The organism is Geodermatophilus sp. SYSU D00779 (assembly GCF_054050595.1).
Genome location: NZ_JBJGZQ010000005.1, coordinates 117706 through 142649, shown reverse-complemented (window position 1 = coordinate 142649; position 24944 = coordinate 117706). Strand labels below are relative to the sequence as shown.

The 24944-nt window shown below is 74.7% G+C and carries 27 protein-coding genes and 1 tRNA gene; 16 read left to right on the top strand and 12 right to left on the bottom strand.

Translation table 11 applies throughout. The annotated features are described in order from the left end of the window. Positions 1 to 41 precede the first annotated feature (41 nt). Both ACI79G_RS05560 and ACI79G_RS05555 read left to right on the top strand, forming a co-directional pair. Complete coding sequence (locus ACI79G_RS05560; RefSeq protein ID WP_456880148.1) at positions 42 to 1310, top strand: aspartate kinase; 1269 nt, start codon at positions 42 to 44, stop codon at positions 1308 to 1310. Then, entirely contained in the window at positions 1307 to 2359 is a 1053-nt protein-coding gene (locus ACI79G_RS05555) for an aspartate-semialdehyde dehydrogenase (protein ID WP_456880147.1), read from the top strand. Before ACI79G_RS05560 ends, ACI79G_RS05555 begins: the two co-directional genes overlap by 4 nt. Positions 2360 to 2440: 81 nt before the next feature. On the opposite strand, the gene ACI79G_RS05550 is transcribed toward ACI79G_RS05555, so the two are convergent. The 5 genes from ACI79G_RS05550 to ACI79G_RS05530 all read right to left on the bottom strand — a co-directional run bounded on the left by ACI79G_RS05550 (position 2441) and on the right by ACI79G_RS05530 (position 7882). Beyond that, complete coding sequence (locus ACI79G_RS05550; protein WP_456880146.1) at positions 2441 to 4240, bottom strand: prolyl oligopeptidase family serine peptidase; 1800 nt, start codon at positions 4238 to 4240, stop codon at positions 2441 to 2443. A 4-nt stretch (positions 4241 to 4244) separates the two neighbouring features. Continuing rightward, positions 4245 to 5333, bottom strand: coding sequence for a hemolysin family protein (locus ACI79G_RS05545; protein ID WP_456880145.1), 1089 nt, complete (start codon positions 5331 to 5333; stop codon positions 4245 to 4247). A 73-nt stretch (positions 5334 to 5406) separates the two neighbouring features. After that, positions 5407 to 6759, bottom strand: a complete 1353-nt coding sequence (locus ACI79G_RS05540; protein WP_456880144.1) for a hemolysin family protein — start codon at positions 6757 to 6759, stop codon at positions 5407 to 5409. 105 nt (positions 6760 to 6864) lie between these two features. Next, positions 6865 to 6938: transfer RNA gene (locus tag ACI79G_RS05535), tRNA-Pro, on the bottom strand. Between the two features lie 32 nt (positions 6939 to 6970). Continuing rightward, complete coding sequence (locus ACI79G_RS05530; protein WP_456880143.1) at positions 6971 to 7882, bottom strand: metallophosphoesterase; 912 nt, start codon at positions 7880 to 7882, stop codon at positions 6971 to 6973. Between the two features lie 55 nt (positions 7883 to 7937). Between ACI79G_RS05530 and ACI79G_RS05525 the strand changes: the two genes are divergently transcribed. The 6 genes from ACI79G_RS05525 to ACI79G_RS05500 all read left to right on the top strand — a co-directional run bounded on the left by ACI79G_RS05525 (position 7938) and on the right by ACI79G_RS05500 (position 11779). After that, positions 7938 to 8390 (top strand): GatB/YqeY domain-containing protein, encoded by a 453-nt coding sequence (locus ACI79G_RS05525; RefSeq protein ID WP_091218964.1) that lies wholly within the window; start codon positions 7938 to 7940, stop codon positions 8388 to 8390. A 330-nt stretch (positions 8391 to 8720) separates the two neighbouring features. Further along, on the top strand, positions 8721 to 9800 hold the full coding sequence (locus ACI79G_RS05520; protein WP_456880142.1) for a sigma-70 family RNA polymerase sigma factor: 1080 nt from the start codon (positions 8721 to 8723) through the stop codon (positions 9798 to 9800). Continuing rightward, positions 9797 to 10702, top strand: coding sequence for an STAS domain-containing protein (locus tag ACI79G_RS05515; RefSeq protein ID WP_456880141.1), 906 nt, complete (start codon positions 9797 to 9799; stop codon positions 10700 to 10702). Before ACI79G_RS05520 ends, ACI79G_RS05515 begins: the two co-directional genes overlap by 4 nt. After that, positions 10699 to 11088: an STAS domain-containing protein gene (locus ACI79G_RS05510; protein ID WP_456880140.1), complete on the top strand. Its 390-nt coding sequence runs from the start codon at positions 10699 to 10701 to the stop codon at positions 11086 to 11088. Before ACI79G_RS05515 ends, ACI79G_RS05510 begins: the two co-directional genes overlap by 4 nt. Beyond that, complete coding sequence (locus tag ACI79G_RS05505; RefSeq protein WP_456880139.1) at positions 11085 to 11369, top strand: phosphatase RsbU N-terminal domain-containing protein; 285 nt, start codon at positions 11085 to 11087, stop codon at positions 11367 to 11369. The genes ACI79G_RS05510 and ACI79G_RS05505 overlap by 4 nt, the downstream gene beginning before the upstream one ends. Before the next feature lie 74 nt (positions 11370 to 11443). Continuing rightward, positions 11444 to 11779 (top strand): hypothetical protein, encoded by a 336-nt coding sequence (locus ACI79G_RS05500; RefSeq protein WP_456880138.1) that lies wholly within the window; start codon positions 11444 to 11446, stop codon positions 11777 to 11779. A 54-nt stretch (positions 11780 to 11833) separates the two neighbouring features. On the opposite strand, the gene ACI79G_RS05495 is transcribed toward ACI79G_RS05500, so the two are convergent. From ACI79G_RS05495 to ACI79G_RS05485, 3 genes are read right to left on the bottom strand one after another with little or no spacing between them, the layout of a single operon-like run. Then, complete coding sequence (locus ACI79G_RS05495) at positions 11834 to 14017, bottom strand: transglycosylase domain-containing protein (RefSeq protein WP_456880137.1); 2184 nt, start codon at positions 14015 to 14017, stop codon at positions 11834 to 11836. A 43-nt stretch (positions 14018 to 14060) separates the two neighbouring features. Beyond that, positions 14061 to 15293 carry an ArsA family ATPase gene (locus ACI79G_RS05490; protein ID WP_456880136.1) on the bottom strand — a complete coding sequence of 411 codons (1233 nt, stop codon included), beginning with the start codon at positions 15291 to 15293 and terminating at the stop codon, positions 14061 to 14063. After that, positions 15290 to 16282 carry an ArsA-related P-loop ATPase gene (locus tag ACI79G_RS05485; protein WP_456880135.1) on the bottom strand — a complete coding sequence of 331 codons (993 nt, stop codon included), beginning with the start codon at positions 16280 to 16282 and terminating at the stop codon, positions 15290 to 15292. The genes ACI79G_RS05490 and ACI79G_RS05485 overlap by 4 nt, the downstream gene beginning before the upstream one ends. Positions 16283 to 16524: 242 nt before the next feature. Here ACI79G_RS05485 and ACI79G_RS05480 point away from each other — a divergent pair, with 242 nt between their 5' ends. The 3 genes from ACI79G_RS05480 (at position 16525) to ACI79G_RS05470 (ending at position 18101) form a co-directional block, all read left to right on the top strand. Next, positions 16525 to 16698, top strand: coding sequence for a hypothetical protein (locus tag ACI79G_RS05480; protein ID WP_198588161.1), 174 nt, complete (start codon positions 16525 to 16527; stop codon positions 16696 to 16698). A gap of 7 nt (positions 16699 to 16705) precedes the next feature. Continuing rightward, positions 16706 to 17182: a RidA family protein gene (locus tag ACI79G_RS05475; protein WP_456880134.1), complete on the top strand. Its 477-nt coding sequence runs from the start codon at positions 16706 to 16708 to the stop codon at positions 17180 to 17182. Between the two features lie 127 nt (positions 17183 to 17309). Further along, on the top strand, positions 17310 to 18101 hold the full coding sequence (locus ACI79G_RS05470; RefSeq protein WP_456880133.1) for an NUDIX hydrolase: 792 nt from the start codon (positions 17310 to 17312) through the stop codon (positions 18099 to 18101). Between the two features lie 62 nt (positions 18102 to 18163). On the opposite strand, the gene ACI79G_RS05465 is transcribed toward ACI79G_RS05470, so the two are convergent. Further along, entirely contained in the window at positions 18164 to 18838 is a 675-nt protein-coding gene (locus tag ACI79G_RS05465; RefSeq protein ID WP_456880132.1) for a Crp/Fnr family transcriptional regulator, read from the bottom strand. A 237-nt stretch (positions 18839 to 19075) separates the two neighbouring features. After that, entirely contained in the window at positions 19076 to 19318 is a 243-nt protein-coding gene (locus ACI79G_RS05460; RefSeq protein WP_448621442.1) for a hypothetical protein, read from the bottom strand. A gap of 154 nt (positions 19319 to 19472) precedes the next feature. Between ACI79G_RS05460 and nth the strand changes: the two genes are divergently transcribed. Genes nth through ACI79G_RS05435 form a run of 5 tightly spaced genes read left to right on the top strand, consistent with a single transcriptional unit; the run spans position 19473 to position 23242 of the window. Continuing rightward, positions 19473 to 20258 carry an endonuclease III gene (nth, locus tag ACI79G_RS05455; RefSeq protein ID WP_456880131.1) on the top strand — a complete coding sequence of 262 codons (786 nt, stop codon included), beginning with the start codon at positions 19473 to 19475 and terminating at the stop codon, positions 20256 to 20258. Beyond that, a complete protein-coding gene (locus ACI79G_RS05450) occupies positions 20255 to 20848 on the top strand; it encodes a TlpA family protein disulfide reductase (RefSeq protein ID WP_456880130.1) in 594 nt (197 codons plus the stop codon). The genes nth and ACI79G_RS05450 overlap by 4 nt, the downstream gene beginning before the upstream one ends. Beyond that, positions 20845 to 21609 (top strand): NUDIX hydrolase, encoded by a 765-nt coding sequence (locus tag ACI79G_RS05445; RefSeq protein ID WP_456880129.1) that lies wholly within the window; start codon positions 20845 to 20847, stop codon positions 21607 to 21609. The genes ACI79G_RS05450 and ACI79G_RS05445 overlap by 4 nt, the downstream gene beginning before the upstream one ends. Positions 21610 to 21620: 11 nt before the next feature. After that, on the top strand, positions 21621 to 22052 hold the full coding sequence (locus ACI79G_RS05440; protein ID WP_456880128.1) for a plastocyanin/azurin family copper-binding protein: 432 nt from the start codon (positions 21621 to 21623) through the stop codon (positions 22050 to 22052). Between the two features lie 8 nt (positions 22053 to 22060). Beyond that, complete coding sequence (locus ACI79G_RS05435; RefSeq protein WP_456880127.1) at positions 22061 to 23242, top strand: MarP family serine protease; 1182 nt, start codon at positions 22061 to 22063, stop codon at positions 23240 to 23242. Between the two features lie 61 nt (positions 23243 to 23303). On the opposite strand, the gene ACI79G_RS05430 is transcribed toward ACI79G_RS05435, so the two are convergent. Then, entirely contained in the window at positions 23304 to 24230 is a 927-nt protein-coding gene (locus ACI79G_RS05430; RefSeq protein WP_456880126.1) for an alpha/beta fold hydrolase, read from the bottom strand. Between the two features lie 23 nt (positions 24231 to 24253). Next, positions 24254 to 24760, bottom strand: a complete 507-nt coding sequence (locus tag ACI79G_RS05425) for a phage holin family protein (RefSeq protein ID WP_091218917.1) — start codon at positions 24758 to 24760, stop codon at positions 24254 to 24256. Positions 24761 to 24944 lie beyond the last annotated feature (184 nt).

Sequence of the window (24944 nt, the reverse complement as noted above, 5' to 3'; positions counted from 1 at the left end):
AAGCACGGCCGTTCCCGCGGACGTCGGTAGCCTCTGGACCCGTGGCCCTCGTCGTCCAGAAGTACGGCGGCTCGTCCGTCGCCTCCGCAGCGCACATCAAGCGCGTCGCCGAGCGGATCGTGGCGGCCAAGGAAGCCGGCAACGACGTCGTCGTCGTGGTCTCCGCGATGGGCGACACCACCGACGAGCTGCTCGACCAGGCCGCGCAGATCACCGACGCCCCGGCCGGTCGTGAGCTGGACATGCTGCTCACCGCGGGCGAGCGCATCTCCATGGCCCTGCTGGCGATCGCGATCAACACCCACGGCTACGAGGCCCGGTCGTTCACCGGCTCGCAGGCCGGGGTGATCACGACCTCCAGCCACGGCAAGGCGCGGATCATCGACGTCACGCCCGGCCGGCTGCGGAACGCCCTCGACGAGGGCTCGATCGTCATCGTCGCCGGCTTCCAGGGCGTCAGCCAGGACACCAAGGACGTCACCACGCTCGGCCGGGGGGGCTCCGACACCACCGCCGTGGCCGTCGCCGCGGCGTTGCAGGCCGACGTCTGCGAGATCTACACCGACGTCGACGGCGTCTTCACCGCCGACCCGCGGATCGTGCCCAACGCCCGGCGGCTGGACACGGTGACGTACGAGGAGATGCTCGAGCTCGCCGCCTCCGGGGCGAAGGTGCTCATGCTCCGCTGCGTCGAGTACGCCCGCCGCTACGGCATCCCGGTGCACGTCCGCAGCTCCTACTCCCAGCTCCCCGGCACCACGGTGACCGGCTCGATGGAGGACCTCACGGTGGAACAGGCCATCATCACCGGCGTCGCGCACGACCGCTCCGAGGGCAAGATCACCGTCTACGGCGTGCCCGACCGCCCGGGCGAGGCCGCGCAGCTGTTCCGCGTGCTCGCCGAGGCCGAGGTCAACATCGACATGATCGTGCAGAACGTGTCGACGGCGGCCAGCAAGCTCGCCGACATCTCCTTCACGCTCCCCAAGAGCGACGGGCCGGCGGCGATCGCGGCGCTGGAGAAGGTCAAGCACACCGTCGGCTACACCGACGTCACCTTCGACCAGCACATCGGCAAGGTGTCGCTGGTCGGGGCGGGCATGCGTTCCCACCCGGGCGTGTCCGCGCGCTTCTTCGGCGCACTGGCCGACGCGGGGGTCAACCTGGAGCTGATCAGCACCTCGGAGATCCGCATCTCCGTGGTGTGCCGGGACACCGACGTGGACCTCGCCGTCCGCGCGGTGCACGACGCCTTCGACCTCGGCACCGACGAGGCGGAGGCGGTCGTCTACGGAGGGACGGGACGATGACGGGATCGACCGACAACGGTCTGCGGGTCGGCGTCGTCGGCGCCACCGGCCAGGTCGGCGGCGTGGTGCGACAGCTGCTCGCCGAGCGGGGCTTCCCCCTCAGCGAGCTGCGCTTCTTCGCCTCCGCGCGATCCGCGGGCAGCACCCTGCCGTGGGGGGACGGCGAGATCACCGTCGAGGACGCCGCGACCGCCGACCCCACCGGCCTGGACATCGCCATCTTCTCGGCCGGTGCCTCGACCTCGCGGGTGCAGGCGCCGCGGTTCGCCGAGGCCGGTGTGACCGTCATCGACAACAGCTCGGCCTGGCGCCGCGACCCCGACGTCCCGCTGGTCGTCAGCGAGGTCAACCCGCACGCCCTCGCCGACGTCCGCAAGGGCATCATCGCCAACCCGAACTGCACCACGATGGCCGCGATGCCGGTGCTCAAGCCGCTGCACGACGAGGCGCAGCTGGTCCGCATCGTGGCCAGCACCTACCAGGCGGTCTCCGGGAGCGGCCTGGCCGGCGTCGAGGAGCTCGACACCCAGGTCAAGGCGGTCGTGGACAAGGCCGCGGAGCTCACCCACGACGGCTCGGCGGTCTCCTTCCCGGAGCCGGCGAAGTACGTGAAGCCGATCGCCTACAACGTGCTGCCGCTGGCCGGGTCGCTGGTCGACGACGGGACGTCCGAGACCGACGAGGAGCAGAAGCTCCGCAACGAGAGCCGCAAGATCCTCGACATCCCCGACCTGCGGGTGTCGGGCACCTGCGTGCGCGTGCCGGTCTTCACCGGGCACTCGCTGTCGCTCAACGTCGAGTTCGCCCGGCCGCTGACTCCTCAGCGGGCCACCGAGCTGCTGTCCTCCGCGCCCGGCGTGGAGCTCACCGCCGTCCCCACGCCGCTGCAGGCGGCCGGCCGCGACCCGAGCTACGTCGGCCGCATCCGGCAGGACCCGGGTGTCGACGGCGACCGCGGGCTGGCGCTGTTCGTCAGCAACGACAACCTGCGCAAGGGCGCGGCGCTCAACACCGTCCAGATCGCCGAGCTGATCGCCGCTTCCCGCTGACCCGCGTTCTGCGGCGATCACGGCGCCGTGACCACTCCCGGACCGGGATGAGCGGTCACGACGCCACGATCGTCAGGGGGCTCAGGGCTTGACGTTCCTCAGCGCGAACGACAGGGCGACCTCGACCTGGCGGATGGTCTCCTCGATCACCAGCGAGCCGTGGCCGGCGTCGAAGCGGTACACCTCGTGCGGCTTGCCGAGCTCCTCCAGGCGCGCCAGGTAGTTGTCGATCTGCCGGATCGGGCAGCGCGGGTCGTTGGCGCCGGCGACGACGAGCACCGGTGCGGCCACGGCCTGCGCGTAGGTGATCGGCGAGGAGCGCACGTAGACGTCGTGCACCTCGTCCGGTGACCCGCCGAACAACGCCCGGTCGTAGGCCCGCAGGCCCTCCATCTCGTCCTCGTAGGCGGCCAGGTAGTCGGCCACCGGCACCTCGGCGATCCCGGCGGCCCAGCGCTCCGGCTGCGTCCCCAGGCCGAGCAGGGTGAGGAACCCGCCCCACGACCCGCCCGAGATCAGCGCCCGCGACGGGTCGAGGAAGTCCTCCTCGACCAGGGCGTCGTAGACGGCAGCGACGTCCTCGAGCTCGGTGAGCCCCGGCCGGCCGGTGAGCGCGTCGCGCCAGGCGCTGCCGTAGCCGGTCGACCCGCGGTAGTTCACGTGCACCACGGCGTACCCCGCGTCCACGTAGGCCGCGCGGCGGGCGCGGTAGGAGTCGTCGTCGGCCGACTCCGGCCCGCCGTGCACCAGGAACGCCGTCGCGTACGGTGCCGGGCCCGCCGGGCGCACCACCAGGGCGTGGATGTCGCCGCCCGGGCCGGTCACCCAGCGGTCCTCCACCGGGTAGGCCGCCGGCGGCTCCTCCCCGGGGGCGGCCAGCACGACCGGCCCGTCGGCCCGCCGGACCACCGGCGGGCGCTCGGAGTTCGACCAGGCCAGCTCCACCGCGCCGTCGGGGCGGGCGGTGGCCCCGCGGACGACGCCGCGCGGCGTGTCCAGCCGCTCCAGCGCGCCGCTGGCCAGGTCGTAGCGGTACAGCTCGCTGCGCGCGGCGTGGTCGTGGCCGACCAGCAGCGCCGAGCCGTCGGGGTACCAGCCGGCGGTCACGTCGCCGGGCAGGTCGAGCACGACCTCGGTCTCGGTGTCGGTGGCGACGTCCCAGACCAGGAGCTCCTCGCGGCCGCGCCGCTCGTGCCCGACCAGCAGCCGCCGGTCGCCGGGCAGGGGAGCGAACTCCAGCGCGTGCAGGCCGCGACCCTCGCCGTCCCACTTCTCGGCGACGACCGAGGGCGCCTCCTCGGTGGTGTCGGTGCGCAGCACCCGCAGCGCCGGGTAGCGCGGGTCGCCGTGCTCGGAGTGCGAGATGACCAGCAGGTCCTCGTCGTGGGTGAGCGCGTCGACCGACGCCGGGTCCTCGTGCCGGTAGACCACCCGCGGCGAGCCCCCGGACGGTGCCAGCCACAGCTCCGAGCCGTCGTCCGTCGAGCGGCCGATCGCCACCACCCGGCGGCCGACCTCCAGGCCCGCGGGGTAGGCCGGCCCCACCTCGGGGACGGCGACGCGGTCCTCCCCACCGGCGAAGGGCTGGGTCATCCAGACGCCGAACTCGTCGCCGTCGGTGTCGGCGAACCACCAGATCGTCTCGCCGTCCGGGCTCAGCGTGCCGATCAGCGTGCCGTTGGCCCGGTCGGTGGCCTGCCGGTGGGCGTCGGTGGTGCGGTCCCACGCGTACTGCTCGACGACACCGCTGACGTCGGAGGCGTACAGGTTGCGGTGCGGAGCCTCCAGCGCCCAGTCGGGCAGGCTCACCCGGGGCGCGCGGAAGCGGGCCTGCCAGCGGGCGGTGACCTCGGGGGAGAGGGCGGTCGGCTCGGAGCTCACCGGCTCATCTTCCCCCGGCTCCGGTCCCGCTCCGGGCGGGGTCCTCGAGCCGGCGGGAGGTCTCCGCGGCCGCGTCGCGGATGTCGCCGATGAGCCGCTCCAGCACGTCCTCCAGCGCGACCAGGCCGAGGGTGCGCCGGCCGTCCACCACCCGGCCCAGGTGCGCGCCGGAGTCCCGCATCGCCGTCAGCACGTCGGGCAGGGCCGCGCCGGGCTGCAGCGGGATGAAGCCGATGACGTGCTCGTCGGCGATCGGCAGGTCGCGGGCCGCGGGGTCCACCCCCAGCACGTCCTTGACGTGCACGAAGCCCAGCAGCGCGCCGTCGTCGTCCCGGACCGGGTAGCGGCTGAAGCCGTGCTCGGCGACGACCGCCTCCAGCTGCCGGGGCGTCGTCGAGCGCGGCACGGTGACCAGCCGGTCGAGGGGGAGCAGCACCGAGTCCAGCTCGTCCCTGTCGAAGGTGAGCGCCCCGGCGGCCAGCTCGCCGACCTCGCTGCCCAGCCGACCCTCCCGCCGCGACTGGTTGATCATCGAGCGGATCTCGGCCTCGTCGAAGCTGGCCCCCACCTCGTCGGTGGGCTGCACCCCGGCCAGCCGGACCAGCCCGTTCGCCGCGGCGTTGAACAGCCGGATCACCGGCCCCAGCAGCCGGACGAACGCCGCCAGCGGCGGGCCGAGCAGCAGCGCGGCACGGTCGGGCCCGGCGATGGTGATGTTCTTGGGCACCATCTCGCCGAGCACCATGTGCAGCACGGTCACCAGCGAGAGGGCGATGACCAGCGCGATCGGGTGCAACAGCCCCTCGGGGACGCCGGCTGCTGCCATCGGCGCCTCGATCAGGTGCGCCACGGCAGGCTCGCCGACCGCGCCGAGGCCCAGCGAGCACAGCGTGATGCCCAGCTGGGCGCCGGCCATCATCGACGACACGTTGCGCATCGCCCGGATGGTCGTGCGCGCCCGCGTCGAGCCGGCGGCCGCCTTCGGCTCCAGCTGGTCGGGCCGGGCGGTGACCAGCGCGAACTCCGCGGCCACGAAGAACGCGTTGCCCAGCAGCAGCGCCACCAGGACGAGCAGGCTGAGGACGTCGCTCACGAGTCCTCCTCGCTGGCGCTCGTCGGCCGCGTTCGCGGCGCTGCCGTGTTCTCGGGTGAGCTCGCGAGCTCGCTCACGCTACGGCCTCCGTCTCGCCCTCGACGAGCCGGACGGCGGTCGCCCCCGACGCGTACCCCTCGCGCATGCGGGCCCGCACGCGGGCCACCCGCCGTCCCTCGAGGGTCTCCACGGTCAGCTCGCCGCTCTCGACGGGCACCGTGTCCCCGACCTCGGGCAGCCGCTGCAGCTGCTCGGCGAGGTAACCGCCGAGCGTCTCGTAGCGGCCCTCGGGCACCGGGACGCCGGTGCGCTCGCGGACCTCGTCGGGGCGCAGCAGGCCCGACAGCAGCCAGGTCTGCCCGTCGACCCGTCGCAGCAGCCGCAGCGGGCGGTCGGTCTCGTCGGCGATCTCGCCGACGACCTCCTCCACGATGTCCTCCAGCGTCACGACGCCGTGCGTGGCGCCCCACTCGTCGACGACCAGGGCCATCTGCAGGCCCTCCTCGCGCAGCAGGTCCAGCAGCCGCTCGACCCGCAGCAGCGAGGGGACCGTGAGGATCGGCACGGCCAGCTCCTCGGCCGGGACGACGTCCCGCCGGTCCTCCGGGACGGCGACGGCGTGCTTGACGTGCACCAGCCCGGTGACCTCGTCGAGGCCGGCGCCGTAGAGCGGGAAGCGGGAGCTGCCCGAGGCGACCGCGGCGGCGATGACGTCGGCCGCGGTGGCGTCGGCGTGCAGCGCCCACATCTGCGTGCGCGGGGTCATCACGTCGGCGGCGACCTTGTCGCGCAGCGCCAGCGAGCGCTCCAGCAGCCGGGCCGCCCGCGGGGAGAGGTCGCCCTCCTCGGCCGACCGGCGGGCCACCGCGGCCAGCTCGTCGGCGCCGCGCGCGGACTCCAGCTCCTCGCGCGGCTCGAAGCCCAGCCGCCGGACGATGGCGTTGGCCAGGGCCTGCAGCGCGTGCACGACGACGCCGGTGACCCGGGTGAAGGCGCGCATCCCGGGGGCCACCGCGGCGGCGACGGGCAGCGGGCGGGCGATGGCCAGGTTCTTGGGCCCCAGCTCGCCGAGCAGCATCTGCAGCGTGGTGGCAAGGGCCAGCGCCAGGCCGTAGGAGACCCCGGTGACCCAGCCGGAGGGCAGGCCGGCCGCCTCCAGCGGGCCGCGCAGCAGCTGGCCCAGCGCGGGCTCGGCGAGGTAGCCGACGACCAGCGTGGTGATCGTGATGCCCAGCTGGGCGGCGGAGAGCTGGGTGGACAGGGTGCGCAGCGCGGCCAGGACGCCACGGGCCCCGCGGTCCCCGGACGCCGCGGCCTGCTCGGCCCGTCCGCGGTCCACGGTGGTGAGCGAGAACTCGGCGGCCACGAAGAAACCGGTCAGTGCCGTGAGCAGCACGGCGGCGAGGAGGAGCAACCACTCGGTCATCGGGGGGCACGGTGCCCGGATGGCGGCCCCGCCAACCCACGGGACCCGGACGCGCCGACCCCTGGGACGACTCAGGGGCCGCCTCGCGGCGGCCCCTGAGCATTGTCGGGGTGACAGGATTTGAACCTGCGACCTCGTCGTCCCGAACGACGCGCGCTACCAAGCTGCGCCACACCCCGAGGTACGTCGACGAGTCTAGCCGACGCCCGGATCAACCCTGGCGGGCGGTCAGGGTGAGCAGCGTCGCCTCCGGCGGGCAGGCGAACCGGGCCGGAGCGTAGGGACTGGTGCCCAGGCCCGCGGAGACGTGCAGCCAGGTGCCGTGCGGGTTGCCCGCCGACGGCTCGGCCCAGCGGTGCAGCCAGCGGACCCGGGCGCGGTCGATGCCGCAGTTGGTCACCAGCGCGCCGTAGAAGGGCACCCGGAGCTGCCCGCCGTGGGTGTGGCCGCACAGCAGCAGGTCGTGGCCGTCGGCGGCGAAGCGGTCGAGGACCCGCGGCTCGGGGGAGTGCGCCAGGCCGATGCGCAGGTCCGCGGTCGGGTCGGCGGGGCCGGCGACGAGGTCGTAGCGGTCCAGCCGGAGGTGCGAGTCGTCGACGCCGGCGAAGGCGATCCGCCGTCCGGCGACCGTGAGCTCGCCGCGGGCGTTGGTGAGGTCGATCCAGCCCCGGGCGGCGAGCGCGTCCCGCAGGTCCCGCCAGGGCAGCTCGTCGCCGTGCACCCGCACGTGGTCCCGCTTGAAGTACTTCAGCGGGTTCTTCGGCCGCGGCGCGTAGTAGTCGTTGCTCGCCATGACGAAGGCGCCGGGCAGGTCCAGCAGCGGCTCGAGCGCGCGCAGCGTCCCGGGCACCGCGTCGTGACCGGCCAGGTTGTCCCCGGTGTCGACCACCAGGTCCGGCCGCAGCTCCGCCAGCGACGCCACCCACTCCTGCTTGGACCGCTGCCCGGCGGTCATGTGCAGGTCGGACAGGTGCAGCACCCGCAGCGGCGCCGAACCGGGCGCCAGGACCGGGACGTCGAAGCGGCGCAGCGTCCAGCGGTTGCGCTCGTAGAGGGAGGCGTAGGCGATCCCCGCGGTCGCGGACCCGAGGACGGCGGCCGGGAGGGCTGTGGTCGCGCGCACGGCTGTCCACGTTACGCAGCGCGCCGTCCGCGAGCGCCGTGCGAGGCTGGGGCCCGTGTCCGATCTCAAGGAGCAGCTGCGCGCCGACCTGACCACCGCGATGAAGTCCCGCGACGAGCTGCGCACCGCCACGCTGCGGATGGTGCTCGCCGCGGTCAGCGCGGAGGAGGTGGCGGGCAAGGAGGCCCGCGAGCTCAGCGACGACGAGGTGCAGGCGGTGCTGCGCCGCGAGGCCAAGAAGCGCCGGGAGGCCGCCGACGCCTTCGCCACCGCCGGCCGCACCGAGCAGGCCGACCGGGAGCGGGCGGAGGGCGACGTGGTCGCCGCCTACCTGCCCGCGCAGCTGGAGGACGCCGACCTCGCCGCGCTGGTCGCCGACGTGGTCACCCGCACCGGCGCCAGCGGCATGAAGGACATGGGCCGGGTCATGGGCGCGGTGCAGGAGGAGGTCGCCGGCCGGGCCGAGGGCGGCCGGGTGGCCGCCGAGGTGCGCCGTCAGCTGGGCTGAACGCCTCCCCGGGGGAGCAGGGGCCGGGCCGGTCGGCGGACCGGGTCAGGGGTCCGCCGGCCGGGGTTCCCACCAGCCGCCCACTGCTGGGCGTACACCGGTGACGACGTCGCCTCCGGGTGCGGATGACGAGCGCTGCCGGACGGCTCCTCTCGGCTGCCGTCCCGGGTGTGCCGCTGCTCGGGCGGGGGTCGCGCGTCCCGGCGCGTCGTCGGAACCTCCCGAGACGACCTCGGGCTCCGCCGTCATGCGGGGGGAGTGGGCGCGTCCGGGCAGCGTGCGGCCCGTTCGGCGCGCCCGGGAGGGGCCCCCGGGCGTACCGTCTCGCGGGTGGCGGCCGTCGAGCCGGTGAGGAGCCGGGGAGGTGACTGCGGGTCCGCGGACGTCGCAGCGCTCATCCCGCTCGTCCGCCGGATCGTGGCGTCCCGCGTCCCCGACCCGGCGACCGCCGATGACCTGGTCCAGGAGACCCTGACCCGGGTCCTCGCCGCCGCCGGCCGGGTGGAGCCGGGGATGCTCGAGCCCTACGCGATCGTGACGGCGCGCAACGTCGTCACCTCGATGTGGCGGGACCAGGACCGGCAGCGGCGGCACCAGCACCGTGTCGTCGACCTGCGGCCGCCCGAGGCGCCCGACGAGGACGTCCTCGCCCGCGAGGACCGCGCCGCCGTCGCGGAGGCCCTGACCCGGCTGTCCGACCGCGAGCGGGCGACGCTGCTCGCCCACGAGGTCTCCGGTCAGGACACCCGGTCCCTGGCCGCCGAGCTGGGGTCCACCGCCGGTGCGGTGGCCGCCCAGCTCAACCGCACCCGTGCCCGGTTGCGGGTGGAGTACCTGCTCGTCTCGGAGCGGGTCGAGCCGCCGACGGAGCGCTGCCGTCCCGTGCTGCTGGCCATCTCCAGCGGCGACCGTCGTCGCCAGCGCGAGGTCGACGCCGCCCGCCACCTGCTGGAGTGCGACCTGTGCGCGCGGCTCTCCGAACCCCTGGTGGGACGGGGACGGTCCCGGGACGACGCCGTGCGGGTCGCCGTGCGCACCGACGCCGACGTCGTCGCCGCCCGGCAGGCCGCTCGCGAGGTCGCCACCCGGCTGGGCTTCTCCACCACCGACGTCACGCTGATCGCGACGGCGGTGTCGGAGATCACCCGCAACATCGTGCGGTTCGCGGACTCCGGCGAGGTCGTCGTGACGGAGCTGCAGGAGCCGCGGAGGGGCATCTCCATCGTCGCCCGCGACGCGGGCCCGGGGATCCCCGACGTCGAGCAGGCGCTGCAGGACGGCTACAGCACCTACCACGGGCTCGGCCTGGGGCTGCCGGGCGCCCGACGGCTGATGGACGAGTTCGCGGTGGTCTCCGAGACCGGCCGCGGCACCACGGTGACGATGACGAAGTGGCGGGGAGACGCATGACCAGGTACGAGGACCCGAGCGTGACCGTGGCCCCGACGGACGCCGCGCGCGACCTCGACCGGGACACCCTCCTCCCGCAGCTCGTGGCGCACCTGCGCGAGCACCGCACCCGCCTGCGTCAGGAGTGGGTCGGCCGCATCCAGGAGGCACACCTCCTGCAGGCGATGACCGCCCAGGAGATGTCCGCGGAGACCACGCTGGTCTACGACAACTACGTCGAGGTCCTGGAGACCGGCAGCGTGGAGGCGCTGCAGCACTACGCCCGTGACCTGTCCGAGCGGATCATCCCGCGCGGCGTGGAGACCCACGAGGTCGTCGGCATCGTGCTCCTGCTGCGCGACGTCCTGGCCAGGTCGCTGTTCGAGAAGTACCAGCGCGACTTCGCGTTGCTCAACCGGGTGCTCGACGCCTACGAGCCGGCCGCCAACCGGATCGCCAACACCGTGGCCGTCAGCTTCGTCGAGGAGCGCGAGCGGGTCATCCGACAGCAGCAGGACTCCATCCGCGAGCTGTCGACGCCGGTGCTGCCGGTCCGCGAGCGGCTGCTGATCCTGCCGATCATCGGGGTGCTCGACCGGGAGCGCGCGCGGCAGCTGACCGTGCAGCTGCTGGGTGGCATCCGCACGCACCGCGCGAAGGTGGTCGTCGTCGACATCACCGGCGTCCCGGACGTCGACGAGTCCGTCGCCAACCACCTGGTGCGGACGGTCGACGCCTCGCGGCTGATGGGCGCCAGCGTGATCATCACCGGGCTGTCCCCGGAGATCGCCCAGACGCTGGTCACCATCGGCGTCGACCTGTCGAAGATGAACACCATCGGCGACCTGCAGGGCGGCCTCGAGGAGGCCGAGCGGCTGCTGGGGTACGCGGTCTCCCGCGAGGACGGGAACGGTGGGCCGTGAACGGTGGCCCGCGGCTGTTCTCGATCCTGCGGCAGGGCCCGTACCTGATCGCGTCGATCCACACCGCCCTGGACGACTCGCAGCTGGTGCGGTTCCAGCAGGACCTGGTGGAACGGATCGGCTCCGACCGTGCGCGGGGGGTCGTCATCGACGTGGCCGCCCTCGACGTCCTGGACTCCTTCGCGTCCCGGACGCTGCGCGACATCGGGGAGATGGCGCGGCTGCGCGGGGCGGTGACCGTGATCGTCGGGATCCAGCCGGACGTCGCGTTCGCCATGGTGGAGCTCGGCATGGACACCGGCCGGGTGGTCACCGCACTCGACCTGGAGGAGGGCCTGGCCGAGCTGGACGGCTACGTCGCGGCACCGCCGGCGCCGCGCGCGTGACGGCACGCGAGACCCTGCTCCGCGACTACCGGGCCGCCTTCCTGCGGTACCTGTCGCGGCGCGAGGAGTCCGCGCTGCACAGCGGCTACCAGCTGGGGCGCGGTGCCCTGGCCGACGGCCGCAGCCTGCTCGAGGTCGTCCAGGTCCACCACGACGTCCTCGCCGAGGTGCTCCGGGACAGCCCGGCCGCCGAGGTGCCGCTCATCGCCCGGTCGGCGTCGGACTTCCTCGTCGAGGTGCTGGCCAGCTACGACATGGCGCGGCGCGGCCCCGGCTCCTGACCGACGCGGGCCCGCGTCATCCCCGGCCCCCGGGTGCGTCTCCTCCAGGACAGGCCATCGCCGATCGTGGGGAGGTGACGACCGTGACCGTGCGCGGCGCCGACGGCAGCAGTCCGTCCCGGGGTCCCGGAGCAGCCGGTGGGGGGTCGCCGCCGTCCCGGCTGCCGTTCGAGTGCCGCCGGGAGATGCTCGACCTGCTGCGCCGGTACGCCCTCCACGTCGAGACCGCCAACGTGCTGGAGGCCCGGGCCGGGCGGTGCACCAGCCCTCACATCGCTGCGGTGCTGCGGGAACGCGCCGACGCCCGCAGGCGGGTGGCAGAGGGGGTCCTGGCCGAGCTCCTCCGGCAGGGCGTCCCCGCCGTCCGGCGCCGTTCCCCGGACACGGGCAGGGAGCGTCGCGGGCGGTGACCCCGCCCGCCGGTGGCGTCCCCTCGTCCGGGCGCCGCCACCGGCGGGCTCGGCTCAGCCGTCGGCGCCGTCGTCCCCGCCGTCGCGGTCCGCGCCGGTGTCGCCGGCTCCGGCCGCCGGGTCGACCGGGGTGGCCGGCTGCGCGGCCGGGTCGGCCGGCGCGACGGCGGCGGCCTCGGCGGGAGGCTCGGCGTCCGGCGCCGTCCGGGTTGCTGCCGGAGCCGCGGGCGCCGGCTCCGGGGCCGGGGCCGGGGCGGTGAACGGCACAGCCGGCTGCCCGGCCAGGATCGGCGCCATCGCGTGGTAGAAGATCGTCGCCGGCATGCCACCGCCGAAGCCGCGGACCTGCTCGCGCTCCTTGGGGTTGTAGACCATCACGCTCGCCGTGTACTGCGGGGTGTAGCCCACGAAGGCCACCGAGAGGTTGTCCTGGCTGGTCCCCGTCTTGCCGGCGATCTGGTGCCCGGGGATGGCGGCGTTGCGACCGGTGCCGAACGGCGACTCGGTGTCCCCGACGAGCACCTGGTTGAGGGTCGTCGCGACCTCGGCCGGGACCGCATCGGGCGTGCACGCGTCGCCGTCGACGACCGGCCGGCCGTCCTCGCCGGTGAGCGGCTCGCCGTTGCGGTCGAGCACCGCCGTCACGGGCGTCGGGTCGCACTGGGTGCCGTTGGCCGCCAGCGTGGAGTAGGCGCTGGCCAGGGCCAGGGGGCTGGTCGACTCGGGCCCGAAGGTGAACGAGCCGCGGTTCTCGTCGATGATCTGCTGCGGCAGGCCGGGGTCGCTGAACTGGAACAGGCCCATCCGCTCGGCCGTGCGCACCGGACCCTCCACGCTGCCCAGCTGGTCCTCGAGTGCCAGGAAGTACGTGTTGGACGAGCGCACCAGGGCCTCGGACATCGACAGCGTCCGCGGGTAGCTGTTGCCGACGTTCTCGACGTCGTAGCGCCCGGCGCCGTCCTTGTACACGCGCGAGACGTAGGGCTCGCTCGCCGTGATGACGTGCGAGACCGGGAAGCCCTGCTCGAGCGCGGCGGCCGCCGTGAAGACCTTGTAGGTCGAGCCGGAGCCCTGCCCGGGGACGACGTTGAGGTTCACCGACTCGCACTCGGGGCCGTCGCAGCCGAAGCGGCGGTTGGCGCTCATCGCCAGCACGTGCCCGGTCCCCGGCTCGACGGCGGTGAACGTGCCGGCCAGCGAGTCACCCATGGCCAGCTCGCCCAGGACCGCCTGGTCACCGGAGCGCTGCAGGTCCGGCCGCAGCGTCGTCTGGATCGTCAGGCCGCCGTTGTCGATGAGCTCCTGGCTCAGGCCCAGCGTGCCGGTGAGGTAGTCGGCCACGTAGGCGCAGAAGAAGCCGCCGACGGTGGCGTCGATGCAGCCGTTGGGCGGGGCGGCGCCCTGGGCCACCTGCACCGGCTGGGCCGAGACCTCGGTGAACTGGGCCTGGTCGATCACACCGAGGTCCAGCATCCGCTGCAGCACCTGGTTGCGGCGGTTGAACGCGTTCTCCGGGTTGGTGACCGGGTCGTCGTTGGACGGGCTCTGCACCAGGCCGGCGAGCATGGCCGCCTGCGGCAGGGTCAGGTCGGCGGCGTCGACGCTGAAGTAGCGCTGCGCCGCGGCCTGCACGCCGTAGGCGCCCTGCCCGAAGTACACGAGGTTGAGGTAGCGGGTGAGGATCTCGTCCTTGGAGTACTCCTCCTCCAGGGCGAGGGCCATCCGCGCCTCCCGCAGCTTGCGGCCCACGCTCTCCTCGGTGGCCGCCTGACGCTCCTCCGCGGTGTCGGCGGTCTGCGCGAGGGTCTGCTTGACCAGCTGCTGGGTGAGCGTCGAGCCGCCCTCCCGCACCGAACCGGCCGCCACGTTGGTGGCCAGCGCCCGCAGCGTGCCCTGCACGTCGAGACCGTTGTGCTCGTCGAAACGGGAGTCCTCGATCGCGACCAGCGCCTGCTTCATCACCGGGGCGATCCGGTCGGAGGGAACCGGCACCCGGTTGTCCCGGTAGAACATCGTGATCAACGACCCGTCGGCCGCCAGCACGCGGGTGTTGCCCGCCGGCGTCTCGTCGGTCAGCTCGACCGGCAGGGCGTCGAGCAGCGAGGCGGAGTTGCGTGCGGCGAGACCTGTGCCGCCCACGAACGGCAGCAGCATCCCGGCGACCAGGGCACCGGCGAGGACGATCGTCGCGGCGAGCTTCGCCAGGACCCGGGCGCGATCGGGGGCGTCGGCAGACATCGGGCGCCAATGTACGTGGCTGCGGGCTCCCGGGCGTCCGCGCTCAGCGACGGCGCGCGGGCAGGATCCGTCGCCGCGGCACGCCCGTCGGCGTGTCGTCGTCCGGGCCGGTCAGCGCGTCGGCCATGCCGCGCAGCCCGTCGAGGTCGTGCACGTCGCCGGCGGCGGCCGGCACGGTGCGGACGGCGACCTCCGGGTGGGCGCTGGTGAAGCGGTCGGCCAGGTGCTGCTCACGGGTGGCCTGCGCCATCCGCTCGGCGTGCACCCGCAGTGCCCCGGCGGCCAGCTCGGCGTCCGCACCGCCGGCCTCGAGGACCTCCTCGGCGGCCCCCTCGGCGCGCGTGGCCGACAGCGTCGTCGTCGTCGGCGGGTGGGTGCGGTTGAGCACCAGCCCGGCCAGCGGCATCTGCTCGGCCGACAGCCGGTCGACGAAGTAGGAGGCCTCCCGCAGCGCGTCGGGCTCCGGCGTCGCGACGACGAGGAACCAGGTGCCGGGCCGGCGCAGCAGCTCGTAGGTGGCGGTCGCCCGTTCCCGGAAGCCGCCGAACATGGTGTCCAGCGCCGCGACGAACGAGGAGATGTCGCGCAGCAGCTGGCCGCCGAGGATCTTGGAGATGATCCGGCTGAAGAACATGAAGCTGGCGCTGGCGATCCGGAAGCCGGTCCGGCTCGGGGCGGTGAGCAGCCGGATCATCGTGCCGTCGAGGAAGCGGCTCATCCGGTTGGGCGCGTCCAGGAAGTCCAGCGCCGACCGCGACGGCGGGGTGTCGACGATGATCAGGTCCCAGTGGTCGCCGGCCCGCAGCTGGCCCAGCTTCTCCATCGCCATGTACTCCTGCGTCCCGGCGAAGGACGAGGACAGCGTCTGGTAGAAGGGGTTCTCGAGGATCTGCTGCGCCCGCTCGGGTGTGGAGTGCGCCACGACGATGTCGTCGAACGTGCGCTTCATGTCCAGCATCATCGCGTGCAGCTCGCCCCGGGCCCCCGGGACGTCGACCTGCCGCGGCTCGTTGTCCAGCTCCACCAGGCCCAGCGACTGGGCCAGCCGGCGCGCCGGGTCGATGGTGAGGACGACGACGGTGCGGCCGGCCTCCGCCGCGGCCAGTGCCAGCGCCGCCGACGTCGTCGTCTTGCCCACGCCGCCGGCGCCGCAGCAGACCACGATCCGGGTGTCGGGGTCGGTGATCAGCTCGGCCAGCTCGAGCGGCAGGGCCTCCGGCGCGGCCGGTGCGGGCGGGCGCGGGTGCCGGCGGGTGCGTTCGGTCGTCTGCGTCATGCCGCCACCTCGGTCCGCAGGTGCTGCTCGAGTCGTCCGGCGAGCTCGAACAGCGCACCGAGGTCGATGGGGCCGGGCAGCAGCGGCAGCTCGACGGTCGGGCGGCCGAGTGCCTCGACCTCGTCGCGCAGCTCGTCCTGGGCGGCCCAGCGCCGGGCGTGCTCGGTGGCCTCCGTGGCCAGCGCGTCGGCCAGCCCCGCGACGTCCTGCAGCCCCGCCGCGGCCAGCCCCGGCGCCAGGTCGGCGCCGGTCAGGCCGCTCCCGGCGGCGCGGGCGAGCGCGGGCTCCGGCAGCGCCGGCTCGGCGGCCATGTTCACCACGACCGAGCCCACGGGCAGGCCGGCGGCGGTGAGCTCGGCGATGGCGTCGGCGGTCTCCTGGACCGGCATGTCCTCGAGCAGCGTCACCAGGTGCACCGCCGTCTGCGGCGACTTGAGCACGGCCATCACGCCGTCGCTCTGCGTCTTGATCGGCCCCGAGCGGGCCAGTCCGGCCATCTCGCCGGTGACGTTGAGGAAACGGGTGATGCGGCCGGTCGGCGGTGCGTCGACGACGACGGCGTCGTAGACGGGGCGGCCGTCGTGGCGGCGGGTCACCGCCTCCTTGACCTTGCCGGTGAGCAGCACGTCGCGCAGGCCCGGGGCGATCGTCGTGGCGAAGTCGACGGCGCCCACCCGGCGCAGGGCCCGGCCCGCCCGGCGCAGGTTGTAGAACATCTCGAGGTACTCGAGGAGGGCCTCCTCGACGTCGATCGCCAGCGCCCTGACCTCGCCGCCGCCGCGGGCGACGGCGACCCGCCGCTCCTCGTAGGGCAGCGGCGGGGTGTCGAACAGCTGCGCGATGCCCTGGCGGCCCTCGGTCTCGACGAGCAGCACCTGGCGGCCGTCGGCCGCCAGGGCCAGCGCGAGGGCCGCGGCGACCGTGGTCTTCCCGGTCCCGCCCTTCCCGGTGACGACGTGGCAGCGCACGGAGGAGGGGACCGGACTCACGGACACGAGCCTAGGAGTCGAAGGACCCTCCTGCCCCCCACCGTCCGCAAGCTCACGCCAGGCCCCGTCCAGAGGCTCGCCGCGAGCTCGCGAGCGGTGAGGAGGACGGGGTCCTCGTACCTGCAGGAGGGCCGCCTCGGAGGCTCGGCAGGAGGACCCCGTCCTCCTCATCCCCCGCACGCTCGGCGTGGGCCTCGGGACAGGGCCGGACGAGGCCGATGGGCTGCGCTAGCGTCGCGCCCATGAGCGAACCGGCCCGCGTGAAGTGGGAGTACGCCACCATCCCGCTGCTGATCCACAACACCAAGGCGATCCTCGACTCGTGGGGCGTCGACGGCTGGGAGCTGGTCACCGTGCTCCCCGGCCCCGGCGGGGCCGACCAGCCCGTGGCCTACCTCAAGCGGCCCGTCGGCTGAGCCGGTCATGACCAGCCCGCAGACGTCCAGCTGGCACGCCCGGCTGGCCGAACTCGGCATCCGGCTGCCCGCGGTCGCCGCACCGGTCGCCGCCTACGTCCCGGCGGTGCGCAGCGGCCAGTTGGTCTTCACCTCCGGTCAGCTGCCGTTCGTGGACGGCGGGCTGCGGCGCACCGGCAAGGTCGGCGGCTCGGTCGACCCCGAGGACGCCGCCCACGACGCCAAGCTGTGCGCCCTCAACGCCCTGGCCGCGGTCGACGACCTGGTGGGGCTGGACGAGGTGGCCCGCGTCGTCCGGGTCGTCGGCTACGTGGCCAGCGCCGAGGGCTTCACCGGCCAGCCCCGGGTGGTCAACGGCGCCAGCGAGCTGCTCGGCCGGGTCTTCGGCGAGGCCGGTCGGCACGCGCGCAGCGCCATCGGTGTGGCCGAGCTCCCGCTGGGCGCGCCCGTCGAGGTCGAGCTCACGGTCGAGCTGAGATCGTGACACCGCTGCCCTTCGGGCAGCACCGCGACCAGGTGCCGTCCCCCCGCTGTGCCGAGCGTGCCCTCGCGATCCCGGCGGGGAGCCTCCGGCCCCCACACCGGGACCACGACCTCGCGGGGCGGCGACCGTGACCTCTGTTCCCCGTCAGGCGGCGACCGTGCTGCTGTTGCGGGACGGCACCCCGGGCCTGGAGGTCTACCTGCTCCGCCGCACCCGCGGCATGCCCTTCGCCGGCGGCATGACCGCCTACCCGGGTGGCGGCGTCGACCCGCGGGACGGCGACGTCGAGACCGCGTGGGCCGGGCCGTCGCCCGCCGAGTGGGCGCACGCCTTCGGCTGCGACGAGCGGACCGCGCGCGAGCTGGTCTGCGCGGCGGTCCGCGAGACGTTCGAGGAGGCCGGCGTCCTGCTCGCGGGCGCGGCCGACGGGGACGTCGTCCCGGACGTGTCGGGCGAGGAGTGGGAGGCGCAGCGCCAGGCCCTGCTGGCCAGGGAGCTGTCGCTGGCCGAGCTGCTCGCCACCCGCGGGCTCGTGCTGCGGTCGGACCTGCTGCGGCCGTTCGCGCACTGGATCACCCCGCCGGCCGAGCCGCGGCGCTACGACACCAAGTTCTTCGCCGCGGCGCTGCCGGTCGGCCAGGAGGCCCGGCACGTCACCGGTGAGGCCGACGAGGTGAGCTGGCTGACGCCGTCCGCGGCGCTGGCGGAGATGAGCGCCGGCACCCGGCCGATGCTGCCCCCGACGATCCACACCCTCGGGCAGCTCGAGCCCTTCGCCGACGTGGCCGCCGCCCTGGCCGGGTCGCCGCCGGAGCCGCTGCACCCGATCTGCCCGTCCTTCGACGACGAACCCGACGGCCGCTGGGCGGTACTGCCCGACGGCACCCGCATCAGGCTCGTGGTGCCACTGCCTTCGTGAAGCAGTGAACGCCGGAGGCCCAGGACCGGTCGGGTCCTGGGCCTCCGGCGTTCAACAGGGTGTCACCGCGCGCGGCGGCGCAGGCGCTCCTCGTCGAGGACGACGACCGACTTGCCCTGCAGCTGGATCCAGCCGCGGTGCACGAAGTCGGCCAGCGCCTTGTTCACGGTCTCGCGGGAGGCGCCGACCAGCTGGGCCAGCTCCTCCTGCGTCAGGTCGTGCTTGACGCGCAGGCCCTCGCCCTCGCGGCTGCCGAACCGGTCGGCCATCTGCAGCAGCGCCTTGGCGACCCGGCCCGGGACGTCGGTGAAGATCAGGTCGGCGACCGAGTCGTTGGTGCGGCGCAGCCGGCGGGCCAGCACGTGCAGCAGCCGCTCGCCGACCTCGGGGTGCGCCTCGATCCACGGGCGCAGCACCGACTGCGGCATGCGGGCCAGCTTGACGTCGGTGACCGCGGTGGCCGTCGCGGTGCGCGGGCCGGGGTCGAAGACCGACAACTCACCGAACTGGTCGGAGGGGCCCATCACGGCCAGCACGTTCTCGCGGCCGTCGGGCGACCGACGGGAGAGCTTGATCTTGCCCGAGATGACGATGTAGAGGCTGTCGCCCGGCTCGCCCTCGTTGAAGACCACGCGGCCGCGGGGGAGCGTCACGGTCTCCAGGCGGCTCACGACCGGGTCCACCGCTTCCTGCGGCAGCCCCTGGAAGAGCCCCGACTGGGCCAGCACCTCGTCCACTACGCGTCCTCTCGCACACACACCTGGGAGCACCGGCACGCGGCCGGCCCGGTCGGAGAGCCGCGTCGTCGCGGCGCCGTCCGGGGTGAGTCTAGGGGTCTGTGCGGATCGTCACCCGATCGGACGCCCACGCGGCCACCCCGAGGGGGGAGCCCGGCCGGCCTCCAGGGCACCGCCCCGGCCCCGTCCCGGGTCCCGCCCTGGGCTCGCGAGGGGTGGGGAGGACGGGGTCCTCCCTCAGACGACGGGCGGCTCGGCCTCGCGGCGCACCCGCGACCGCCGGCGCCGCCGCCAGCGGGCCATGGCGCGGCGGATGCCGGAGTTGGCCAGCGTGTCGACCTCGCCGGCGCTCGCGGTGGAGAGGAACTCGGCCACCTCGCGGGGGCCGGCCGGCCGGCGCAGCGGCTCCTCGACGCGCTCCATCACCAGCAGGAAGGCGATGACCAGGGGTGGGAACAGGATGACGCTGAGGGCGACCACCGGCTCCTCCTCTCTCCTCGTCGGGGACGCGGACCGGACGGGCCGGCCCACGCCGGCACTCCTGTGTACCCCGGCGCGTCGCGGGGGAAGCCCGGCGACGGCGGTCGCGATGATGGCACGGGCCCTGTCAGCCGACCCGCCTACCCTCGACCGCGTGTCCTCGCCCGCCTACGCCCGGCCCGTCCCGCCGCGCGCCCGCCGTGCCGCTGCCCGGGGCGGCTCCCCGTTCGACCCGCAGGAGACGCCGCTGGCGCGCACCCGGCGGGCCCGGCGGATGGCCCGTGAGCTGGCGCTGATCCACCCCGACGCGCACTGCGAGCTCGACTTCACCAACGCCTTCGAGCTGCTGGTGGCCACGGTGCTCTCGGCGCAGACGACCGACAAGACGGTCAACCGGGTCACCCCGGCGCTGTTCGCGGAGTACCCCGACCCCCAGGCGCTGGCCGGTGCCGACCGCGCGGAGCTCGAGGAGATCCTCAAGCCCACCGGCTTCTTCCGGGCCAAGGCCAACTCGGTGCTCGGCCTGGCCCGGGCGCTGCTGGAGCGGTTCGACGGCGAGGTCCCCGGGCGGATGGAGGACCTGGTCACCCTGCCCGGCGTGGGCCGCAAGACCGCCAACGTCGTCCTGGGCAACGCCTTCGACGTCCCCGGGCTGACCGTCGACACGCACTTCGGCCGGCTGGTCCGCCGGTTCGGCTGGACGGAGTCGACGGACCCGGTCGAGGTCGAGGCCGAGGTCGCCGAGCTGATCCCCAAGCGTGACTGGACGATGTTCAGCCACCGGGTGATCTTCCACGGCCGTCGGGTCTGCCACGCCAAGAAGGCGGCCTGCGGCGCGTGCGGCCTCGCCCGGTGGTGCCCGTCGTACGGCATCGGACCGACCGACCCGGAGGTCGCCACGAAGCTGGTCAAGACCCCGGCCGCCTCCGACACCGAATGAGCGCCCGCAGCACCAGGACGGCGGCCGGCGTGCTGGCGTTCGGGCTCGCGCTCGCCGGGTGCACCTCGGACGCCGCGGACGAGCCGGGCGGCACGGTGGCCTCCCCGACGCCCGACCCGCTCGCAGCGCTGGCGCCCTGCCCGGAGCGGCCCGACCGCCCGGCCGAGGGCACCGAGACGTTGCCGGCCCTCGACCTGCCCTGCCCGGGCGGCGGGTCGCTGGACCTCGGCCGCGCCCCCGGCGTCCCCACCGTGGTGAACCTCTGGGCCAGCTGGTGCGGTCCCTGCCGCGAGGAGCTGCCGCTGGTCCAGCAGCTGGCCGACGCAGGCGGCGACCGGCTGTCGGTGGTCGGCGTCATCAGCAGGGACGGCGCTCCGCAGGCCGGGTCCTTCGCCGCCGACGCCGGTGCCGGCTTCCCCAGCGCCTTCGACGGCGACGGCGAGCTGATGGCCGAGCTGGGCCTGGGCGCGCTGCCCTACACCTACCTCCTCGACGCCGACGGCGGGATCGCGCACGTCCAGGTGGGGCCGGTCGCCGACCTCGCCGAGCTGGAGGGCCTGGTCGCCGAGCACCTGGGGGTGACGCTGTGACCGACGCGCCCGCCGCCGACCCCGCGCTGCCGGAGTACCTGCGCCGGCTGCTCGCCGCGGGCGACGACCTGCCGCTGCGCCACCGGATGCCCCGGCCCACGGCGACCGCCCGGCGCTCGGCGGTGCTCATCCTTTTCGGCGAGGGCCCGCGCGGTGCCGACGTCCTGCTGATCGAGAAGTCCGCCCACCTGCGCACCCACGCCGGGCAGCCCGCCTTCCCCGGAGGCGGCGCCGACCCCGACGACGACTACCCGGTGGGCACGGCGTTGCGGGAGGCCGAGGAGGAGGCCGGCATCGACCCCGACGGCGTCCGCGTGCTCGCCACGCTGCCGGAGCTGTTCCTCGGGCCCTCGGACAACCTCGTGGTGCCGGTGGTGGGCTGGTGGGACGACCCGCGCGACGTCACCGTCGGCGACCCCCGCGAGGTGGCCCGGGTGGCCCGGGTGCCGCTGGCCGACCTCGCCGACCCGGCCAACCGCTTCCGCGTCGCCCATCCGTCGGGCTACGTCGGCCCCGCCTTCGGCGTCGCCGGCATGGTCGTCTGGGGCTTCACCGGTGGCCTGCTCGACGCGATCCTCGAGGCCGCCGGGCTGGCCCGGCCCTGGGACACCACCGACGTGCGGCAGCTGCCACCGCTCGGCGCCCGCCGCCCCCAGCTGCCCGGCACCCTGGACCCGGTGGACGACGAGGACGCCGCCGCGCCGACGGTGGCCGACCCCGCACCCGACGGCCCTCCGGCAAGTACCGTTCCCCCGCGATGAAGGGGCTGGGGATGTCGCGACGCAGCCGGGCGCTGCTCGCCGGGGGAGTGCTGGTCGCCGCCGTCCTCACCGGCTGCGGCGGAGGGACGGCGGAGCAGGCCGCCCCGTCCGGCCCGGCACCGGGCACCGTGACGACCGCGCCCGACGGCGTCCAGGAGGTCACCCTGCAGACGCAGGACGACTACGTCTTCACCCCCGACTCCTTCACCGTCGCGCCGGGTGAGGTGCGGCTGACCGTGGTGAACGTCGCCGAGCAGACGACCCACAACCTCCGCTTCACCCCGGGCGACGGGCCCGCGCCCATCCAGCCGGAGATCTCGCTGCTGGCGCCGGGGGAGAGCCGCACCATCGAGTTCGCCGTGACCGCGCCCGGTGACTACGGCTTCGAGTGCAGCTTCCACACCCAGCTGGGGCAGTTCGGCACCATGACGGTCAGCGGCTGAGCACCGCCATGTCGATCGTCGACCTCGTCCTCATCGGCCTGGCCCTGGTCTTCGCCTTCTCCGGATTCCGGCAGGGCGTGATCGTCTCGGCCACGTCGTTCTTCGGCTTCTTCGGCGGCGCGGTCCTCGGCGCGCAGCTGTCCCGCCCGGTGGCCGACCACCTCGACGGGACGGCGACCACGCGGGTGTTCGCGGCGCTGGTCGTCGTCCTCGCCGCGGCGCTGCTGGGGCAGGTGCTCGCCGGCGCGATCGGCCGGGCGGTGCGCCGCCGCGTGACCTGGCAGCCGGCCGAGATCGTCGACTCGGTGGCCGGCGCGCTGCTGTCGGCGGTCGCGGTGCTGCTGGTCGCCTGGATGGTGGCCACCCCGCTGGCCAACGCGCCGTTCCCCCAGGTCTCCAGCCAGGTGAAGCAGTCGGCGCTGGTCCAGGCGGTCGACCGCACCGTCCCGGACGGCGTCCGGGGGGTCTACGACTCGCTGCGGGAGGCGATCGACCGCAACGGGCTGCCCGACGTCCTGGACCCGCTGACCCCGACGCAGGTGCCCGACGTCGCGGCGCCGGACCCGGCCCTGGCCTCCAGCCCCGTCGTCCGGTCGGTGTCGGGCTCGGTGGTGCAGATCAGCGGGGTCGCGCCGTCGTGCTCCCGGCAGATCGACGGCTCCGGCTTCGTCTACGCGCGGGAGCGCGTGATGACCAACGCGCACGTGCTCGCCGGCGTCAGCGACCCGGTCGTCACCGCGGAGGGCGCGGAGTACGACGCCGTCCCGGTGTACGTCGACGAGGAGACCGACGTCGCGGTGCTCGCCGTCCCCGGGCTGCCGCAGATCCCGCTGACCTTCGCGGCGGAGCCGGCCGACACCGGCGACAGCGCGATCATCATGGGCTACCCCGGCGGCGGTGGGCTGTTCGTCGGGCCGGCGCGGGTGCGGGACCACACCGGCATCAGCGGGCCGGACTTCCGCAACGAGCGGACCGTGGTCCGCGACGTCTACGCGCTCTACGGCGAGGTGCGCGCCGGCAACTCCGGCGGCCCGCTGTTCGACCCGGAGGGCCAGGTGCTCGGCGTCGTCTTCGCCTCGGCCATCGACGACCCGCTCACCGGTTACGCGCTCACCCACGAGCAGGTCGAGGAGGCCGCCGTGACCGGCCAGGCCTCGTCCTCCGAGGTGCCCACGGGTGCCTGCGAGTAGCGGCCCCGTCCAGAGGCTCGCCGCGAGCTCGCGAGCGGTGAGGAGGACGGGGTCCTTGCTGTCACCGGGCCCAGGTGGTCAGCGCTGCGTTGACCTCCTCGGGCACCTCCTCGTGGGGGAAGTGCCCGACGCCGGGTAGTTCCCGCCACTCGTAGGCCCCGGCGACGTAGCGGCCCGATCCCCGGGCCGACGACGGCAGCACGCAGGGGTCGAGGACGCCGTGCAGCTGCAGGGTCGGCGCGGTGACCGGTGCGGCCATCCGGCGGGCGTAGCGCAGCCCGTCGGGGCGCAGCTGGGAGCGGCCGGCCCAGCGGAAGTACTCCATCGAGCCGTAGGCGGCCTGCGGGATGCGGGCGGCCGAGCGGTAGCGGGAGACCGCCTCGGCGAACCCGGCGGTCGCGGTCCAGTCGGGGCCGGCCCAGCGGCGCATGAGCTCGGCCACCGGGTCGTCGTCGGCGCGGGTCAGCCGGCGCTCGGGCAGCCGCGGCAGCTGGAAGCCCAGGACGTGGCGCAGCGCCCGCCGCTGCGCGCCGTCCTTCAGCGCCGCCCGCAGCTGCCGCGGGTGTGCCATGGAGAGCACCGCCAGCCGGCGGACGCTGCGCGGGTGCAGCGCGGCCATCGTCCAGGCCACCAGGCCGCCCCAGTCGTGGCCGACGACGACGGCGTCCTGCTCACCCAGCGCGCGGACCAGGGCGGCGACGTCGGCGGCGGCGGTCGGCAGGTCGTAGCCGCGCGGGGGCTTGTCGCTGCCGCCGTAGCCGCGCAGGTCGGGTGCGACCGCGCGGAAGCCGGCCGCGGCGAGTGCCGGCAGCTGCGCCCGCCAGGCCCACCAGAACTCGGGGAAGCCGTGCAGCAGCAGCACCAGCGGGCCCTCGCCGGCCTCGGCGACGTGCAGCCGGACGCCGTTGGCCGACAGATCGCGGTGGGTCCACGGACCGGGCAGCAGGACGCTGGTGGCGTCCGGCCGCTCCTCGTCGGGGGTGCTCACCGGTGCGGGCGCGGCGCGCCCGCTCAGACGGTGTAGTTCTCGCTGCCGCGCAGCTGTACGCGGCCGTTGCTGACGGTCGGGACCTCCCGCCGGCGCTGGCCCGGGGCCTCGCGGCGCACGACCTCGGGCAGGTCGCGCAGCGTCTCGATCGTGCGCTCCGGCTTCTCGATCTTCTTGATCATCCGGCGGCCCACCAGCGCGGCGATGCCGGCGAGGACCACCAGCAGCAGCCACACCAGCAGGTAGGAGACCCACCGGATCAGGCCGAGCCAGGTGAGGAGCTCCGCGATGGTGACGAACAGGAAGATGCCGGAGAAGAAGAGCAGGGCAGCCGCGGCACCGAAGGCGCCGGCCCCGACGCCCGCCTTCTTCGCCGACCTGCCGACCTCGGCCTTGGCCAGCTCGATCTCGCTGCGGATCAGCGTCGAGACGTCCGCCATGGCGCTCTGCACCAGGGCGCCGACGGAGGGCTCCTCCGCGCGGGTGGTGCTCCGTGCCCCGGACGGGCTCGACTGTGCGCTGTGGGCCACGAGGGCACCTCCTGGGGACGACGGGCGGCTTGCGGGCCGCCCGACGCGAGCGGTCCACCGTGGGGAATGGTGCCCCATGATCACCGGTCGCGCGCCCTGGCCTCCCGCGCTCGCGCGCGGGAGGCCGGGGGCGGCGACCCCGGTGACGTACTGGAACGGCCGCCCTTCAGGGCCCGCGCCTGAG

Excerpts from the sequence above, each read along its gene's own strand:
- ACI79G_RS05555 (WP_456880147.1), top strand. The coding sequence starts at position 1,307 with ATGACGGGATCGACCGACAACGGTCTGCGGGTCGGCGTCGTCGGCGCC.
- ACI79G_RS05540 (WP_456880144.1), bottom strand. The coding sequence starts at position 6,759 with ATGACCGAGTGGTTGCTCCTCCTCGCCGCCGTGCTGCTCACGGCACTG.
- ACI79G_RS05515 (WP_456880141.1), top strand. The coding sequence starts at position 9,797 with ATGACCAGGTACGAGGACCCGAGCGTGACCGTGGCCCCGACGGACGCC.
- ACI79G_RS05495 (WP_456880137.1), bottom strand. The coding sequence starts at position 14,017 with ATGTCTGCCGACGCCCCCGATCGCGCCCGGGTCCTGGCGAAGCTCGCC.
- ACI79G_RS05490 (WP_456880136.1), bottom strand. The coding sequence starts at position 15,293 with ATGACGCAGACGACCGAACGCACCCGCCGGCACCCGCGCCCGCCCGCA.
- ACI79G_RS05480 (WP_198588161.1), top strand. The coding sequence starts at position 16,525 with ATGAGCGAACCGGCCCGCGTGAAGTGGGAGTACGCCACCATCCCGCTG.
- ACI79G_RS05475 (WP_456880134.1), top strand. The coding sequence starts at position 16,706 with ATGACCAGCCCGCAGACGTCCAGCTGGCACGCCCGGCTGGCCGAACTC.
- ACI79G_RS05450 (WP_456880130.1), top strand. The coding sequence starts at position 20,255 with ATGAGCGCCCGCAGCACCAGGACGGCGGCCGGCGTGCTGGCGTTCGGG.
- ACI79G_RS05440 (WP_456880128.1), top strand. The coding sequence starts at position 21,621 with ATGTCGCGACGCAGCCGGGCGCTGCTCGCCGGGGGAGTGCTGGTCGCC.
- ACI79G_RS05435 (WP_456880127.1), top strand. The coding sequence starts at position 22,061 with ATGTCGATCGTCGACCTCGTCCTCATCGGCCTGGCCCTGGTCTTCGCC.